The sequence below is a fragment of the Bordetella genomosp. 9 genome, from assembly GCF_002261425.1.
In the GTDB taxonomy this organism is placed as follows: domain Bacteria; phylum Pseudomonadota; class Gammaproteobacteria; order Burkholderiales; family Burkholderiaceae_B; genus Bordetella_C.
Map to the genome: position 1 here is coordinate 1,423,544 of NZ_NEVJ01000003.1, position 15,321 is coordinate 1,438,864.

Consider the following 15,321-nt stretch of genomic DNA (forward strand, 5'->3'; position numbering starts at 1 on the left):
CCTCTTTTATGCCATCCATCACGCGTCTGTATGTGCGGCTGCCCAATTGGGTAGGCGATGTCTGCATGAGCTTGCCTACCCTGCGCCTGCTGCGCGGCGCCGGGCTGCCGCTCGTCCTGTGCGCCCGCCCCTGGGCCAGGGATCTGCTCGCCGGCGTGGCCGGCCAGGACGACTTCATCGCCATGCGGGGCGCGTTCTGGCAGGACCGCGGCGCCGTGCGCCAGCACGTGCGGCAGGCCGGCAGGGGCGGCGTGGCGCTGGCGCTGCCGGATTCCCTGTCCAGCGCGGCGGCCTTCCGCCTGGCCGGGCTGCCGGTGGCGGGCTACCGCGACGACGGCCGCAGCCTGCTGCTGCGCTGGCCGGTGGACAAGCCCGCCGCGTCGCTGCACGCCGTGGAGTCCTGGTATTACCTGGCGCGCCAGGCGCTGTTGCGCTGGGGGCTGCCCGCCGGCGACGCGGCGCCCGCCGCCGAGCTCGGCCTGGCCCTGACCGCGGCGCACCACGCGCAGGCGCAGGCCACCCTGGACGGCGCGGGCCTGGGACAGGCGCCCTTCGTGCTGATCGCGCCGACCGCGACCGGCCTGCATCGGGGCCGCAACAAGGTGTGGCCCGGATTCGCCGAGCTGACCCGCGCATTGCAGGCCCGCGGCGTCCGGGTGGCCATGTGCCCGCCCCCCGCCGAAGTGGAAGCCGCCCGGACCAACGCGCCGGACGCCCTGCTGCTGCCGGCCGTGGGCCTGGGCGCCTATGCCGCGCTGACCACCCGCGCGGCGCTGGTCATATGCAACGATTCCGGGGTGTCGCACGTGGCGGCCGCCACGGGGGCGCGCCAGATCACCCTGTTCGGCGTCACGCAGCGCGAACGCACCGGGCCGTGGTCGGCGTCCGCGCATTGCCTGGGGTCCGACCAGGGCTGGCCAGGCGTGCAGGAAGTCCTGGGCGAAGCGGAAGCGCTGTTGAATGCCGGGACTGCCGGCATGGGCGGCCGGACGCCGCATGAATTGACAGGCGCGGCGCCGGCCTGAACAATTGTCGCGGTATGTCTATCGTCAGTCTTCTCGCTTATCTGATCATCCCCCTGTATTTGTGCCTGACGCTGGTGGGCCTGGGCGTGGTGCTGGCGTTGTTGCGCTGGCGCAGGACCGGCCTGGCGCTGGCGCTGATCGGGGCGGCCTGGGCCTATGCCTGGTCCCTGCCCGCCACCACGCTGTGGCTGGGCGGCATCCTGGAAAGCGAATATCCCTATCGGTCCCCGGCGGAACTGCCGACCGCCGACGCCATCGTGGTGCTGGGCGGCAATATCGCCAACGACCGCGCGAACTGGTTCCTGCCCTACGAACGCGAGACCGCGATCCGGCGCTTCCAGACCGCCGAACAGCTGTACGACGCCGGCCGGGCGCCCAGGATCGTCCTGTCGGGCGGCGCCTTGAGCGGAGACGTCAGCGAGGCCGAGGGCATGGCCCACGCGCTGCGCCAGTCCGGCGTGCCGCGCAGCGCGATGATCCTGGAAAACGACAGCCGCACGACGTATGAGAACGCCATCCTGACGGAAGGCCAATTGAAGGAACACAACATCCGCACGGTGTTGCTGGTGACCTCGGCCCTGCATATGCCGCGCGCGATGGCGGCATTCCGCAAACAGGGCGTGACGGCGATTCCCGCGCCATCGCAACCGCAGATCGAGCTGCCGGCCTCGCCGCGGATTTCGCCCTGGCTGCCGGACGAGCGGGCGTTCGACGGCAGCCGCTCCATCATCAAGGAGTACACGGGGCTCTTCCTGTACTGGCTGCGGGGCTGGATCTGATGGACGCCTCCCCCGTCTCCTGCCGGCCGGGCTGCGGCGCCTGTTGCATCGCGCCGTCCATCACGCGTCCGCTGCCGGGCATGCCCGCGGGCAAGCCGGCCGGCGTACGCTGCGCGCAGCTGACCGACGACATGCGCTGCGCGGTATTCGGGAAACCGGAAAGGCCGGATTTCTGCGGCGGCCTGCGGCCGGCGGCGGATATGTGCGGCCCCGATCGCGGCCACGCCATCGCGTGGCTGACGCGCCTGGAAGCGGCGACCGCACCCGCGACCGCGCCCGCGCCCACGCCTTGACGCCCGCGCCGCCCCTACCAGCGGCGGCGCTTGCGATCTTCGGCGGACGTCAGGGTCTTGCGCAGGAAGGACAGCAGGCCCGTCGAGCCCGCCACCAGTACGCGCGGCAATCCCATCGGGTTATCCTTGGCATTGGCCAGGCCGCGCTTGGTCAGCGTGGCATTTTCGTAGCCGGCCTCGCGCGCCATGGCCATGACGGCTTCGTTGTATTCGCCGTAGGGATAACAGAATGCCGTGACCGGGCCGCCCAGCGCGTCTTCGAGTTCCTGGCGCGACGCGCCGATCTGGCGCCGCGCCTCGTCGGGCGCGAGCTGCGGCAGGTGCACGTGATCGAGGGTGTGCGAGCCGACCTCGTTGCCGGCGGCCGCCCATTCGCGCATTTCCGCCGCGGTCATGAGCGGCGATGGCGGCACGCCCTGCGCATGATCCCAGACGTTGCTGCCGCCGAACTGGCGGGCGACGAAATAGTTGGTGGCGGTGAAGCCGCACTGCGCCAGCACGGGCAGCGCGTTGCGGTGCACGTTGCGGTAGCCGTCGTCGAAGGTGATGCCGAACACCTTGCCGCTGCGCTCGCCGCGCAGATACGGCATCAGCTCGCGCATGGACAGGCCGCGATAGCCGAAGCGGCGCAGCCAGGACATCTGCCGCTCGAAATCGGCCGTGTCCACGGTCAGGCCGCGATATGGCGTGTCGCGCGGCGGCAGCGGGCCGACCTGGTGGTACATCAGGATGGGGATAGCCATGGCGGCGATTATAGGTTCGGGCGCCGGGCCCCCAGCGTCGCCAGGTAGACCCCGAAGGTCGCGTCGACGAAGGTGGACAGGTTGAATTCGCGCAGGCTTTTCGCGCGCGCCGCCGCGCCCATGGACAGCACGCGCGACGGATCGGCCAGCATGCCGCGCAACACCTCCGCGATGGCGCGCGGGTCGCGCGCCGGCACGATCCAGCCGTCGTGGCCGTCGCTGACGTTCTCGGGCAGGCCGCCGGCGTTCGATACCAGCGCCGGCAGGCCCAGGGACATGGTTTCCCGGCAGGCGAAGGACAAGGCCTCGCGGTAGGACAGCACGAAGCCGACGTCGCAGGCGGCCAGCACGGGCCGCACGTCGTCCAGCAGACCGGGAAATACCACCTGGTCCTGCACGCCCAGCGCGCGCACGCGCGCCATCTTCTCGTCATTGGGCGGGTCGCCCGCCACCAGGACGCGGAAGCGCTGGCGTTCTTCCGGCGCGAGCTGCGCCAGGCCAACCAGCAGATCGAGCCAGCCCTTGTCGTAGTCCGTTCCGCCGGAGCTGCCCAGCAGGATCTTGCCGGGGGCCGTGGGGCCGAAATATTTTTCGCGCAAGGCGGGACGCAACGCGTCGGACGGCGGCGCGAAGTAATCCGTGTCGATGCCATGGCGGATGGTGGCGATGGGCAGCCGGCCATAGGGCGACCGCCGCAGCAGTCCGGCGACGAACTCGCTGACCGCGATGACGCTGTCCGTGCCGAAGCGCGCGCGCATGCGATGTCCCACGGTATCGAGCGGCAGGTCGTTGTGCTTGGTGAAGACGATGGGCGGACGCCGCATTCCGAGGGTGGCGATCATCGCCAGCCGATGGTCCGTCGATCCGTTCACGTGGATCAGGTTGTAGCGTTCGGTGCGGATCAGGCGCCGCAAGGCCGCCGATTCGCCAAACAGCGCCGCCGCGCGCGAACGAAAAGGAATGTCCACCGCGCGCACGCCGGACAGTTCTCCGGCATAGCGGTACAGCCGGCTGGTGCCCGGCGTGGCGACGGTGATGTCGTGCGCGTGCCGCAGCCCACGCGCCAGGTTCATGATGTAGGTGACGTGCCCCCCGCCATTGCGCGGATGGAAGTTCGTGTAAAGGATTTTCAAGGGCGGGGAGCGCCGTCGCGGCGCGCGTTTTCGGATAGGAACATCAGCTTGGCATAGCGGAAGAAACTGCCCGCCGCCGCCGTCACCGCCAGGACCAGCCCATGGCGGCCGTCGAGAAAGCCACGCCGGATCAGGTAGATGCGGATGAAGGTCCAGAAACCATGCCCCAGCGCGCCGAAGATGCCGGTGCGCTTGCCGCGCGCATGCATCATGGCCGCCGCGTCGGAAGAATAGCGATTGACCTTGTTGACCAGCGCGTCCAGGTGCGGATACGGGTAGTGCAGGAAATGGCCCTGCAGCCGGCCGATGGCGCCGGGCCGCGCGGGCACCACTTTTTCATGCACCGCGGCGTCGCTGAAGCGCGCCGCCCCGCGACGGAACAGGCGCAGCACGTGATCGGGCCACCAGCCGCTGTGGCGGATGAAGCGGCCGCAGAAATCCGACAGCCGGGCGATTTCGTAGGCGTCGAATTGCGGGGCCGCGATGGCCTGCTGGATGGCGCTGGCGAGTTCCGGCGTGACGCGTTCGTCGGCATCGATGGACAGCACCCATTCGCCTTCGGCCAGGTTCAGCGCGCGATTCTTTTGCGGACCGAAGCCGGGCCAGTCGTGGGTCTGTTCCACGGTCGCGCCCATGGAGCGCGCGAGTTCGACGGTGTTATCGGTGCTGCCGGAATCCACCACGATGAACTCGTCGGCGAACGCCACCGAGTCCAGGCAGGCGACGATATTCGCCGCCTCGTTCTTGGTGATGACGATGACCGAAAGCTTCATGCGCGGACCGTCGGTGACCTGCGGCGCGTCGTTCATGCGCGTCCCCTGAGACGGCGTTTCCAGGCCTTCCAGGCGTGGTAGCGCGGGCCCCAGAAGGGATGGCCGCCCAGCCACAGCCGCCGCGCCAGCCAGCGGCCCGGCTGATCGCGCACCGCGAAACGGTAGATGTGTTCGGGATCCCCGCCGGCCACGTTCTGGCCCAGGGCATCGGTGGTGTAGAAATAACGGAAGTCCGCCTGGCGGCCGGCTTCCAGGTAGTCGGCGTCGAAATAGCCTTGCGGCCAGCAGAGGTGCGGACTGTGCTCGCCCAGGCGATCGGCCAGCACGGCACGCGACTGACGCAGTTCTTCGGCGATGCGGTCGCGCTTTTGCGCGCCATCGTCGCCGCAGACCTTGTCCCAGCGCGTGTGGGTGTGCGTATGGCTGTGGAACTCGAAGGTGCCGGCCGCGCGCATGGCTTCGATCTCGCTCCAACGCGCCATGACCTGGTCGGCGCGCTGGTCGGCGATCGCGGCCTTGCAGGCGGCATGGTCGGGTACGGGCGGCGCGCCCGCCTGCCCCGCCACCGGCCGGGCCGGGCCGTCGCCGATCCAGCCGGTGACGATGAACATGACGGCGTGCATGCCGTAGCGATGCAGGATGGGATGCGCGTGCACCCAGTTGTCCAGATAGCCGTCGTCGAAGGTAATCAGCACGGACTTTTCAGGGGCCGGCTCGCCGGCCAGGTGGGCGGCGAAACGATCGGCCGTCAAGGCGGTGTAGCCGTCCCGCGCCAGACGTTCGATCTGGCTTTCGAAATGCGCGGGCGTGGCGGCGATCATGCCGCCCGCGGGGGTGACGTGGTGGTACATCAGCACCGGCACGTTGTGCGCGCGACGCAGGCCCTGTGGCTTCATCGCCGCCGCTCCGCCAGCCATTTGCGGTAGATGATTTCGGTGCGTTCCGCCAGCCGCTGCGGCGAGAATATGCCTTCTTCGCGGATCATGCGGCGTCCGGCGTCGCCCATCTGGCGCCGCAGCGCCGGATCGTCGATCAGGCGCCGCAGCGCCTCGGTCAGCGCGGCCTGGTCCTTGGACGGCACCAGGAAGCCGCTGACGCCGTCGCGGAACATTTCGGAAACGCCGCCCACATTGGTGCCCACCACCGGCAGGCCGCTGGCCTGTGCTTCGACATACACGGTGCCGGACGCCTCCTGTTCGGTGGCCAGCGCGAACAGGTCGAAGCCGGCCAGCAGGTTGGGGACGTCGCGGCGCGTTCCCATCAGATGGATGCGCGACTCCAGGCCCAGTTCGCCGATGTAGGCCTGCACGCGTTCGAAGGTGGGCGAACCGCTGCCCACGAACACCAGGTGCAGGTTGGGCCGCGTGGCCATCAGCGGCCGCATGGCATCGATCAGGGCGATATGGCCCTTGGCCGGGCGCATGACGGCGACACAGCCCACGACGATATCGGTATCGGCCAGGTTCAGTTCGTCGCGCAGCGTGGATTTCTCGATGGGCGGCGGCGGCACGATGGGCGAATACAGCGTGGCGACGCGCTCGCGCGGCACGCCGCGCGTGATCAGGTATTCGCGCACATGGTCGCTGACGGTGGTGACCCGGTGCGGCAGTATGGTGTAGGACCACATCGATCCGACCTTGCTGGCGAGATGGCGGGTACGCACGATCAGCGGCGTGCCGGCCATGCGCGCCGCCGGCGCCGCGATCACGGTGTCGCGGCGGCTATGGGTATTCAGCACGTCGAACCGGCCTTCGCGCAGGATGCGGCGGATGGCGGCGATGCCCTTGAAATAATTCGGCACGCCGTCCATGTCGACCTGGTGGACCTTGAAGCCTTCGTCGCCCAGCCGCTTGACCAGCTGCGCGCGCGATTGGCAGATGGCTTCCATGTGATGGCCACGCTCGCGCATGGCGATCATTTCCTTGAAGATGCGATGCTCCTGCCCGCCGAACGCCACCGCGGCCTCGGAATGGACGATGCGTAGAGGTGTCATGAGTAGGAGATCTCCACGCCTTCCGGGCGGGTCCATTCGTTCAGGCGGTCCAGCAGCGCGTCGGCCATGCGGACCCGCCAATCCTCGCCCAGCCGCACCGTGCAGAGGAAATTGCCGCGGGTGTAGACGACTTCCACCGGCGTGCCGGGTATGCCGTTTTCCGGTTCGGCGCGGTAGGGATTGAGCAGCTTGCGCAGGTGTTCCGCATCGGCATTGCCGTTCAGGCGGATGCGCAGCGACCGCGCGCGGGCCTCGCGCGCCAGCTGCAGGTCGAACAGCGATTCCGCGACGATGCGCATGCCGCCGGAGTATTCGTCATTGCTGACCTTGCCGTGGACGATCAGCAGCTGGTCTTCGCGCAGCCGGTTGCGATGCTTTTCGTAGAGCTCGTTGAAGATGGAGATTTCCACCTGGGCCGTGCCGTCGTCCAGCACCGCGAAGACCATCTTGCCGCGCCGCGTCATCATGGCGCGCACGCCCGACAGCACGCCGCACATCCATTGCGGTTCGCGCTGCGGTTCCAGGCGCGCCAGCGTCATGGGAACGATGCGGCGGACCTCGTCGCGCCAGGCATCGAACAGATGGCCGCTGAAGTAATAGCCCAGCGCCGACTTTTCTTCGGTCAGGCGCGTGTGCAGGTTCCAAGGCGGCACCTTGGCCAGTTCGCTGGCGACGACGTCGCTGCCGTCGTCATCGCCGAACAGCGAGACCTGGTTGGCGCTGCGCGCGGCCTGTTCGGCGGCTTCCATCGCGGTGGGCACGGAAGCCAGCAGCGCGGCGCGGTTGGACTCGATGCCGTCGAAGGCCCCGGCCTTGATCAGGGCCTCGATGGTGCGGCGATTGACCGAATGCTTGTCGACGCGGCGGCAGAAGTCGAACAGGTCGCGGAACGGGCCGCCTTCCTGGCGGGCGCGGACGATGTCTTCCACGGCGCTCTGGCCGGTGCCCTTGACGGCGCCCAGGCCATAACGCATGGTGCGCGGCGGCAGGCCCTTGGCGGTGCGTTCGTCCGCGACGGGTTCGAAGCGATAGCCCGACGCATTGACGTCCGGCGGCAGCACTTCCACGCCGTTGTCCTTGGCATCGCGCCAGAAGGTCTGCACCTTGTCGGTATCGTCCATATCGGACGACAAGGTGGCGGCGAGGAATTCCGTCGGATGGTAGGCCTTGAGCCAGGCCGTCTGGTAGGAAATCAGCGCGTAGGCGGCCGAGTGCGACTTGTTGAAGCCGTAGCCCGCGAACTTTTCCATCAGGTCGAACAGCTTGACCGCCAGGTTGGGATCGTGGCCCTTGGCCGCGGCGCCCTGCTGGAACAGCTCGCGGTGCTTGGCCATTTCCTCGGGCTTTTTCTTGCCCATGGCCCGCCGCAGCAGGTCGGCGCCGCCCAGCGAGTAGCCGCCGAAGATCTGCGAGATCAACATCACCTGTTCCTGGTAGACGATGACCCCGTAGGTGCTCTTGAGCGTGCTTTCCAGGTCGGAATGGAAGTAGTCGACCGGAGCGCGCCCGTGCTTGCGGTTGACGAAGTCGTCCACCATGCCCGATTCCAGCGGACCGGGGCGATAGAGCGCCAGCATGGCGATGACGTCTTCAAAGGTATTGGGCCGCAGCTTTTTCAGCAGCTCCTTCATGCCGCGCGATTCCAGCTGGAACACGGCGGTGGTGTTGGCGTCGGTCAGCACCTTGTAGGCCGCGGGATCGTCCAGCGGCACGGCCATGATGTCGAAGTCGCGCTTGTTCTCGTTGAACTGGCGCACGTAGCGCACGGCCCAATCCAGGATGGTCAGGTTGCGCAGGCCCAGGAAGTCGAACTTGACCAGGCCGGCGGCTTCGACGTCGTCCTTGTCGAACTGCGACACGGCGCTGTTTTCCTGCCCGGGCTGGCAGTACAGCGGGCAGAAGTCGGTGAGCTTGCCGGGCGCGATCAGCACGCCGCCGGCGTGCATGCCGATGTTGCGCGTCAGGCCTTCCAGCGGCTGCGCCAGATCGACCAGCCCGCGCACTTCTTCTTCCTGTTCGTAGCGCTCCTTGAAGGCGGGCTCATCCTTGAGCGTGCGTTCCAGGGTCCAGGGATCGGCCGGGTTGAAGGGGATCAGCTTGGACAGGCCGTCGCAGAACAGGTACGGCATGTCGAGCACGCGTCCGGCGTCGCGCACCACCGCCTTGGCGCCCAGCGTGCCGAAGGTGGCGATCTGGCTGACGGCATCGCGGCCGTACTTTTCCTTGACGTAGTCGATGACGCGTTCGCGGTTGTCCTGGCAGAAGTCGATGTCGAAGTCGGGCATGGACACCCGCTCCGGATTCAGGAAGCGCTCGAACAGCAAGTCGTAGCGGATGGGATCCAGGTCGGTGATGCCCAGGGCGTACGCGACCAGCGAGCCGGCGCCCGAACCCCGGCCCGGTCCCACCGGCACGCCGTTGTTCTTGCCCCAGTTGATGAAGTCCTGCACGATCAGGAAGTAACCCGGGAAGCCCATCTGGATGATGGTCTTGCACTCCCAGCGCAGGCGTTCGAAGTAGGCGTCGCGCTTGGCGTTGCGCTCTTCTTCGTTGGGGAACAGGAACTGCAGGCGCTTTTCCAGGCCCTGCTCGGACAGCTGGACCAGATAGTCGTCCAGGGTCACGCCTTCCGGCGTCGGGAAATTCGGCAGGCGCGGCTTGCCCAGGACCAGCGTCAGGTTGCAGCGGCGGGCGATTTCCAGGGTGTTGGCCAGCGCCGAGGGCACGTCGGCGAAGCGCCGCGCCATTTCGTCGCTGTCCAGCATGTACTGGTCGGCGGTGAAGCGGCGCACGCGGCGCGGATTCGCCAGGATTTCGCCTTCGGCGATGCAGACGCGCGCCTCGTGCGCCTGGAATTCATGCTTGTCCAGGAACTGGATGGGATGCGTGGCGACCACCGGCAGCCTGCAGTCGCCCGCCAGGCGCAGGGCGGCCTGGACATAGGCTTCGTCGCCGTCCATGCCGGCGCGCTGCAGTTCGATGTAGTAGGCGTCCGGGAACGTCTCGGCCCACTGGCGCGCCAGGGCTTGCGCCTGCGCGATATTGCCGGTTTCGAGCGCCTGGCCGACGTCGCCCGCCCGGCCGCCCGACAGCACGATCAGGCCGGTGGCCTGCTGCAGCCATTCGCGCCGGACTTCGGCGCGGCCCTTGTGCTGGTTGGTGAGATAGGCGCGCGACAGCAGCTCGCACAGGTGCAGGTAGCCCTCGCGGTTGCGCACCAGGACCAGCATGCGGTGCGGCTTGTCCCGCTCGTCGTCGTTGGTCAGCCAGATGTCGCAGCCGGCGACGGGCTTGATCCCGGCGCCGCGCGCGGCCTTGTAGAACTTGATCAGGCCGAACAGGTTGGACAGGTCCGTCAGCGCGACGGCGGGCTGGCCGAGCTTGGCCGCCCGCTTGACGAGGTCGGAGATACGGACGGTGCCGTCCACCACCGAAAACTCGGAATGGACGCGCAGATGGACAAACGGGGACGGGGCGATGACGGCTTCTTCTGACATGACCGCGATTGTACTCAGCGGACCGCCCCGCCGGACCGTCCCGGACCACTTTCCGCCGCCCCGCGGGTGTCATCGCGGCGCCAGCTGTGCAAGAATAGGCGGTTACCCGATACTTTCCGCGTCTTGCGTCATGAAATGGCTATGAAATGGCTGATCCCCGGCATCTGGCTGGCATCCATCCTGTACGGGCACTATCGCGGCCGCGTGCGCCTGGCCTGGTCGCGCGTATTCCTGGACCATTCGGTGCTTCTGGCTCCGGTCAACGCCTTCATGGTGCTGGCTTCGCGCGTCCCCACCACGCCCTATGTGTCGGCGCGCGAAATCCCGGAACTGCAGGTGCTGCAGGACAACTGGGAAATCATTCGTGACGAAGCGCTGCAGATGGCCGAGCTGCGCCGCATCAAGGCGGCGGAACGCCACGACGACATCGGCTTCAATTCCTTTTTCAAATACGGCTGGAAGCGCTTCTACCTGAAGTGGTACGACGCCCGCCACCCGTCGGCCGAAGCACTGTGTCCGCGCACGGTGGCCCTGCTCAAGACGCTGCCCAAGGTCAAGGCGGCGATGTTCGCCGAACTGCCGGACGGCGGCAAACTGAATCCGCACCGCGATCCGTTTTCCGGTTCGCTGCGCTATCACCTGGGGCTGGCCACGCCCAACGACGACCGTTGCTATATCGACGTGGACGGCGAACGCTACAGCTGGCGCGATGGCGAAGGCGTGGTGTTCGACGAAACCTATATCCACGAAGCCCACAACCAGTCCGGCCAGAACCGCATCATCCTGTTCTGCGACGTGGAACGGCCGCTGCGCTGGCGCTGGGCCGAAGCCTTCAACGGCTGGTTCGGCCGGGTGGTGATGTCGGCCGCCAGTTCGCCGAATGACGACGGCGACAAGACCGGCGCGATCAACCGCCTGACGCATGCGCACTGGCGCATGGACCAGGTGCGCAAGCGCTTCAAGGCCTGGAACCGGCCGCTCTACAAGGCCATCAAGTGGGGCCTGGTGGTGCTGGTGGTCGGTGCCTTCGTCTGGATCTGACCGGCCGGGTGGCGCCCCGGCGGCAACGCCGGTTCAGCGGCGCATCGATTCCCATGACTTCTGCAGGCGCTTGACCGACACCGGCACGGGCGTACGCAATTCCTGCGCGAACAGCGCGACACGCAGCTCTTCCAGCAACCAGCGGAATTCGTCCAGCCGCGGATCGGCCGCGCCCTTCAAGGCGGCGCGGGCGCGCTGGTATTGCGTCAGCAAGGGCGCCATATCGGCCATCAACCGCTGGTCGCGCGCCGGATCGGCGCGCAGCTTGTCGACGCGGGCGACGGCGGCCTTCAGGTAGCGCGGGAAATGCGCCAGCTGCGCGTACGGCGTGTCGCGCAGGAAACTGGGCGGCACCAGCGCGCCGATCTGCTGCTGCAGATCCGCATAGGCGGCCGCGTGGCCCTTGGCCTGCGGCAATTTACGCTGCAGGGCTGCCCATTCCGTCAGCACGGCGGCGGTCAGCCGCGCCACTTCCTGCGCCAGCAGGCCCAGGCGGCCCTTGCCTTCCAGGCGGCGGGCTTCGAACGCTTCCTGGTCGACCGGCCAGGGTTCGGCCAGGCAGGCCCGCTCCAGTGCGCAATCGATGATCTGGTCGCGCAGCGTTTCCTGGCTGCCCAGCGGCATGAAAAGCATGCTCATGCGGGTCAGGTCCGGCAGGTTCTTTTCCAGGAACTTGATCTGCTCGCGCAGGCCCAGCCGGAACAGCCGCAGCAGGCCGGCCTTGTGGTGCCGGCGGGCTTCGTCCGGATCGTCGAAGACGTCCAGGTCGCAATGGGTGCCGCGATCCACCAGGGCGGGATAACCGATCACGGACTGGCCCTTGCGCTTGATCTCCATGATTTCCGGCAGCGGGCCGAAGGACCAGGTCGTCAGGCCATCCTGGGCCAGCGCCTGCGCCACCTGCGTGTCGCGCGCGGCCAACTGCTGGAAATCGGCCTGCGCCTGGCGTCCGAATTCCGCCTTCAGCGACGCCAGGTTGCGGCCGGCGGCCAGCATGCGGCCGTGCTCGTCCACCACGCGGAAATTCATGAACAGGTGTGCCGGCAGGGTTTCCAGCTTGAAGTCGGCCGGCGCCGGGCGCACCTGGACCTGCTGCCACATGTCGGCGGCCAGCGCGTCGAGCAGGCCTTGCTGCGGGTCGCCCAGGCGGTCGAACCAGCGGTCGTAGAAACCGGCCGCATAGTCCGGCAAGGGTACGCAGTGGCGGCGGATCTTCTGCGGCAGGGATTTGAGCAGCAGCTGGACTTTTTCCTTCAGCATGCCGGGCACCAGCCATTCGCAGCGCTGCGGATCGATCTGGTTCAGCGCGAACAGCGGCACGGCGAGCGTCACGCCATCGCGCGGCGAGCCGGGCTCGAAGTGATAGTCGAGCGCCATGGTGACGCCCTGCCATTCCACCTTCTTGGGAAAGACCTCGGTAGTGATGCCCGCGGCTTCGTGGCGCATCAGGTCGTCGCGCGTCAGCAGCAGCGCGTCGGCGGCGGTCTTGTCCAGGCCGGCGTACCACTTTTCCAGGGTGGCGGTCTGGCTCATCCCGGCGGGTATCTGGCGATCGTAGAAGGCGACGATCAGGGCCTCGTCGACCAGGATGTCGGGCCGGCGTGCGCGATGTTCCAGCTTTTCGATCTCCGCGATCAGGCGGCGATTCTGCGCGACGAAGGGCAAGCGGGTGTCGATCTCGCCCGGCACCAGGGCTTCGCGGATGAAGAGCTCGCGCGCATGCTGTGGATTGATGCGGCCATAGTGCACGCGGCGGCCGGCGTAGATGACCAGGCCGTACAAGGTGGCGCGCTCATTGGCGACCACCTGCCCGGCTTTCTTTTCCCAACGCGGGTCGGACCAGTTGCGGCGCAGCAGGTGCGCGGCGGCCCGTTCTATCCAGGTGGGCTCGATGCGCGCGACGCAGCGTGCGTACAGGCGCGTGGTTTCCACCAGTTCGGCGGCGATGATCCAGCGCCCCGCCTTCTTGGCCATGCGCGAGCTGGGGTGGATGTAGAAACGGATATCGCGCGCGCCCTGGTAATGGCCGCCTTCGTCGCTCTTGTAGCCGATGTTGCCGAGCAGGCCGCTCAGGAGCGCCATGTGGATCTGTTCGAAGGTGGCCTCGGTCTGGTTCAGGCGCCAGCCCTGCTCGCCCACCACCGAGGCGAGCTGCGTATGCACGTCGTGCCATTCGCGCAGGCGCAGGGGCGAGAGGAAGTTCTGCCGCAGCAGGCCGACGAGCTTGCGCTGGGACGCCTTGTGCTGCACCTGTTCGCCGTACCAGCGCCACAGTTTCAGGAAGGACAGGAACTCCGACTTGTCGTCGGCAAACTTGGCGTGGGCGTTTTCGGCGGCCTCCTTTTCCTGCATGGGGCGGTCGCGCGGGTCCTGGATCGACAGCGCCGACGCGATGATCAGCATTTCCGTCAGGCACTGATGTTCGCGCGCCGCCAGGATCATGCGGCCGATGCGGGGATCCAGCGGCAGGCGCGCCAGTTCCTGGCCCGTGCGGGTCAGGGCGTAGGCGGGACCGGCGCCGTCGCCCCCGTCGGCCTCGTCAGGTTCGGTGCGCTGCACCGCCTCGATCGCGCCCAGCTCCTGCAGCAGGTGATAGCCATCGGCGATGGCGCGGCCCGGCGGGGCTTCGACGAAGGGGAAGTCCTCGATATCGTCGAGCTTGAGCGACTTCATGCGCAGGATCACGGACGCCAGCGAGGAACGCAGCACCTCGGGATCGGTGAAGGGCGCGCGGGCGTTGAAGTCGGCCTCGTCATACAGCCGTATGCAGACGCCGGGACCGACGCGGCCGCAGCGGCCGGCGCGCTGGTTGGCGGACGCGCGGCTGATGGCTTCGATGCGCAGCTGCTCGACCTTATTGCGCCAGGAGTAGCGCTTGACGCGCGCCAGGCCGCTGTCGACGACGAAGCGGATGCCCGGCACGGTCAGCGACGTTTCGGCGACGTTGGTGGCCAGGACGACGCGCCGGCCGCTGCCGCGCGGCCGGAAGATCTGTTCCTGCTCGGCCTGCGACAGGCGGGCGTACAGCGCCAGCACTTCAGTGCCCGCGGGATGCCGCTTGCGCAGCGCTTCGGAAGCCTCGCGGATTTCGCGTTCGCCGGGCAGGAACACCAGGACGTCGCCCGGACCGTGGCGCGCGCACTCGTCCACGGCGTCGACGATCGCGTCGACCAGGTCGCGTTCTTCGTCGCCGGCACGTTCGCGCGCCGAGCGGGAGGCGGCTTCTTCTTCGGTTTCTTCCGGGCGGACGGGGCGGTAGCGGACTTCGACGGGGTATAGCCGGCCCGAGACTTCGATCACCGGCGCGGGCCGCTCCGGCCCGGCGGCGAAGTGCCGGGCGAAGCGTTCGGCGTCGATGGTGGCCGAGGTGATGATGACCTTCAGGTCGGGCCGGCGCGGGAGCACGCGCTTCAGGTAGCCGAGCAGGAAATCGATGTTCAGGCTGCGCTCGTGCGCCTCGTCGATGATCAGCGTGTCGTAGCGCTTGAGCAGGGGATCGCGCTGCGTTTCGGCCAGCAGGATCCCGTCGGTCATCAGCTTGACGGCGGCATTGGGGCCGGTGCGGTCGTTGAAGCGCACCTGGTAGCCGACGATCTCACCCAGCGGGGTGTCCAGCTCTTCCGCGATGCGGCGCGCCACCGAGGTCGCGGCCAGGCGGCGCGGCTGGGTGTGGCCGATCATGCGCGTGCGGCCACGGCCCAGGTCCAGGCAGATCTTGGGCAGCTGCGTGGTCTTGCCCGAGCCGGTTTCGCCGCTGACGATCACCACCTGATGTTCCTGGATGGCGCGCGCGATCTCGTCGCGCCGCGCGCTGACCGGCAGGTCTTCGGGATAGCGGATGGGCGGGATGACGCGCGGCGTGGCGGCGGGCCTGGCCGCGGACGCGGCGGTTGCACGCGATGCGGCGGTTGCCGCCGTTGCGGACGATGCTGGCGATGCAGACCCGGAAGGCGCGGCCGCGCCGGGCGCGCCCCGGCCGCGCCGGGAGGGAGTTTGAGGCTTGACGGTCATTTCCGCGATTATAGTTTTCGCGGGACCGCCCTC

Annotated in this window: 11 protein-coding genes; 4 read left to right on the plus strand and 7 right to left on the minus strand. The window is 68.1% G+C overall.

What is annotated here, in order from left to right:
- The first annotated feature begins 8 nt into the window (after nucleotides 1–8).
- The 3 genes from CAL26_RS17570 to CAL26_RS17580 are packed head-to-tail and all read left to right on the plus strand — an operon-like array spanning nucleotide 9 to nucleotide 2,097.
- On the plus strand, nucleotides 9–1,025 hold the full coding sequence (locus CAL26_RS17570; RefSeq protein ID WP_094848106.1) for a glycosyltransferase family 9 protein: 1,017 nt from the start codon (nucleotides 9–11) through the stop codon (nucleotides 1,023–1,025).
- Between the two features lie 14 nt (nucleotides 1,026–1,039).
- Complete coding sequence (locus CAL26_RS17575) at nucleotides 1,040–1,804, plus strand: YdcF family protein (protein WP_094848107.1); 765 nt, start codon at nucleotides 1,040–1,042, stop codon at nucleotides 1,802–1,804.
- Nucleotides 1,804–2,097, plus strand: a complete 294-nt coding sequence (locus tag CAL26_RS17580; protein ID WP_094848108.1) for a YkgJ family cysteine cluster protein — start codon at nucleotides 1,804–1,806, stop codon at nucleotides 2,095–2,097. Before CAL26_RS17575 ends, CAL26_RS17580 begins: the two co-directional genes overlap by 1 nt.
- Nucleotides 2,098–2,111: 14 nt before the next feature.
- Here the strand turns inward: CAL26_RS17580 and CAL26_RS17585 are convergent, their stop codons facing one another.
- The 6 genes from CAL26_RS17585 to dnaE are packed head-to-tail and all read right to left on the minus strand — an operon-like array spanning nucleotide 2,112 to nucleotide 10,236.
- On the minus strand, nucleotides 2,112–2,840 hold the full coding sequence (locus CAL26_RS17585; protein ID WP_094848109.1) for a polysaccharide deacetylase family protein: 729 nt from the start codon (nucleotides 2,838–2,840) through the stop codon (nucleotides 2,112–2,114).
- A gap of 8 nt (nucleotides 2,841–2,848) precedes the next feature.
- Nucleotides 2,849–3,973: a glycosyltransferase family 4 protein gene (locus tag CAL26_RS17590; RefSeq protein WP_094848110.1), complete on the minus strand. Its 1,125-nt coding sequence runs from the start codon at nucleotides 3,971–3,973 to the stop codon at nucleotides 2,849–2,851.
- On the minus strand, nucleotides 3,970–4,746 hold the full coding sequence (locus CAL26_RS17595; protein WP_094849938.1) for a glycosyltransferase family 2 protein: 777 nt from the start codon (nucleotides 4,744–4,746) through the stop codon (nucleotides 3,970–3,972). Before CAL26_RS17595 ends, CAL26_RS17590 begins: the two co-directional genes overlap by 4 nt.
- 32 nt (nucleotides 4,747–4,778) lie before the next feature.
- Nucleotides 4,779–5,627 carry a polysaccharide deacetylase family protein gene (locus tag CAL26_RS17600; protein ID WP_094849939.1) on the minus strand — a complete coding sequence of 283 codons (849 nt, stop codon included), beginning with the start codon at nucleotides 5,625–5,627 and terminating at the stop codon, nucleotides 4,779–4,781.
- 11 nt (nucleotides 5,628–5,638) lie between these two features.
- Nucleotides 5,639–6,739, minus strand: coding sequence for a glycosyltransferase family 4 protein (locus CAL26_RS17605; RefSeq protein ID WP_094848111.1), 1,101 nt, complete (start codon nucleotides 6,737–6,739; stop codon nucleotides 5,639–5,641).
- Nucleotides 6,736–10,236: a DNA polymerase III subunit alpha gene (gene dnaE, locus CAL26_RS17610; protein ID WP_094848112.1), complete on the minus strand. Its 3,501-nt coding sequence runs from the start codon at nucleotides 10,234–10,236 to the stop codon at nucleotides 6,736–6,738. Before dnaE ends, CAL26_RS17605 begins: the two co-directional genes overlap by 4 nt.
- 141 nt (nucleotides 10,237–10,377) lie before the next feature.
- On the opposite strand from dnaE, the gene lpxO reads away from it, so the two are divergent.
- Nucleotides 10,378–11,277 carry a lipid A hydroxylase LpxO gene (gene lpxO, locus CAL26_RS17615; protein WP_094848113.1) on the plus strand — a complete coding sequence of 300 codons (900 nt, stop codon included), beginning with the start codon at nucleotides 10,378–10,380 and terminating at the stop codon, nucleotides 11,275–11,277.
- A gap of 33 nt (nucleotides 11,278–11,310) precedes the next feature.
- Here the strand turns inward: lpxO and hrpA are convergent, their stop codons facing one another.
- On the minus strand, nucleotides 11,311–15,288 hold the full coding sequence (gene hrpA / locus CAL26_RS17620; RefSeq protein WP_094848114.1) for an ATP-dependent RNA helicase HrpA: 3,978 nt from the start codon (nucleotides 15,286–15,288) through the stop codon (nucleotides 11,311–11,313).
- Between the last annotated feature and the right edge of the window lie 33 nt (nucleotides 15,289–15,321).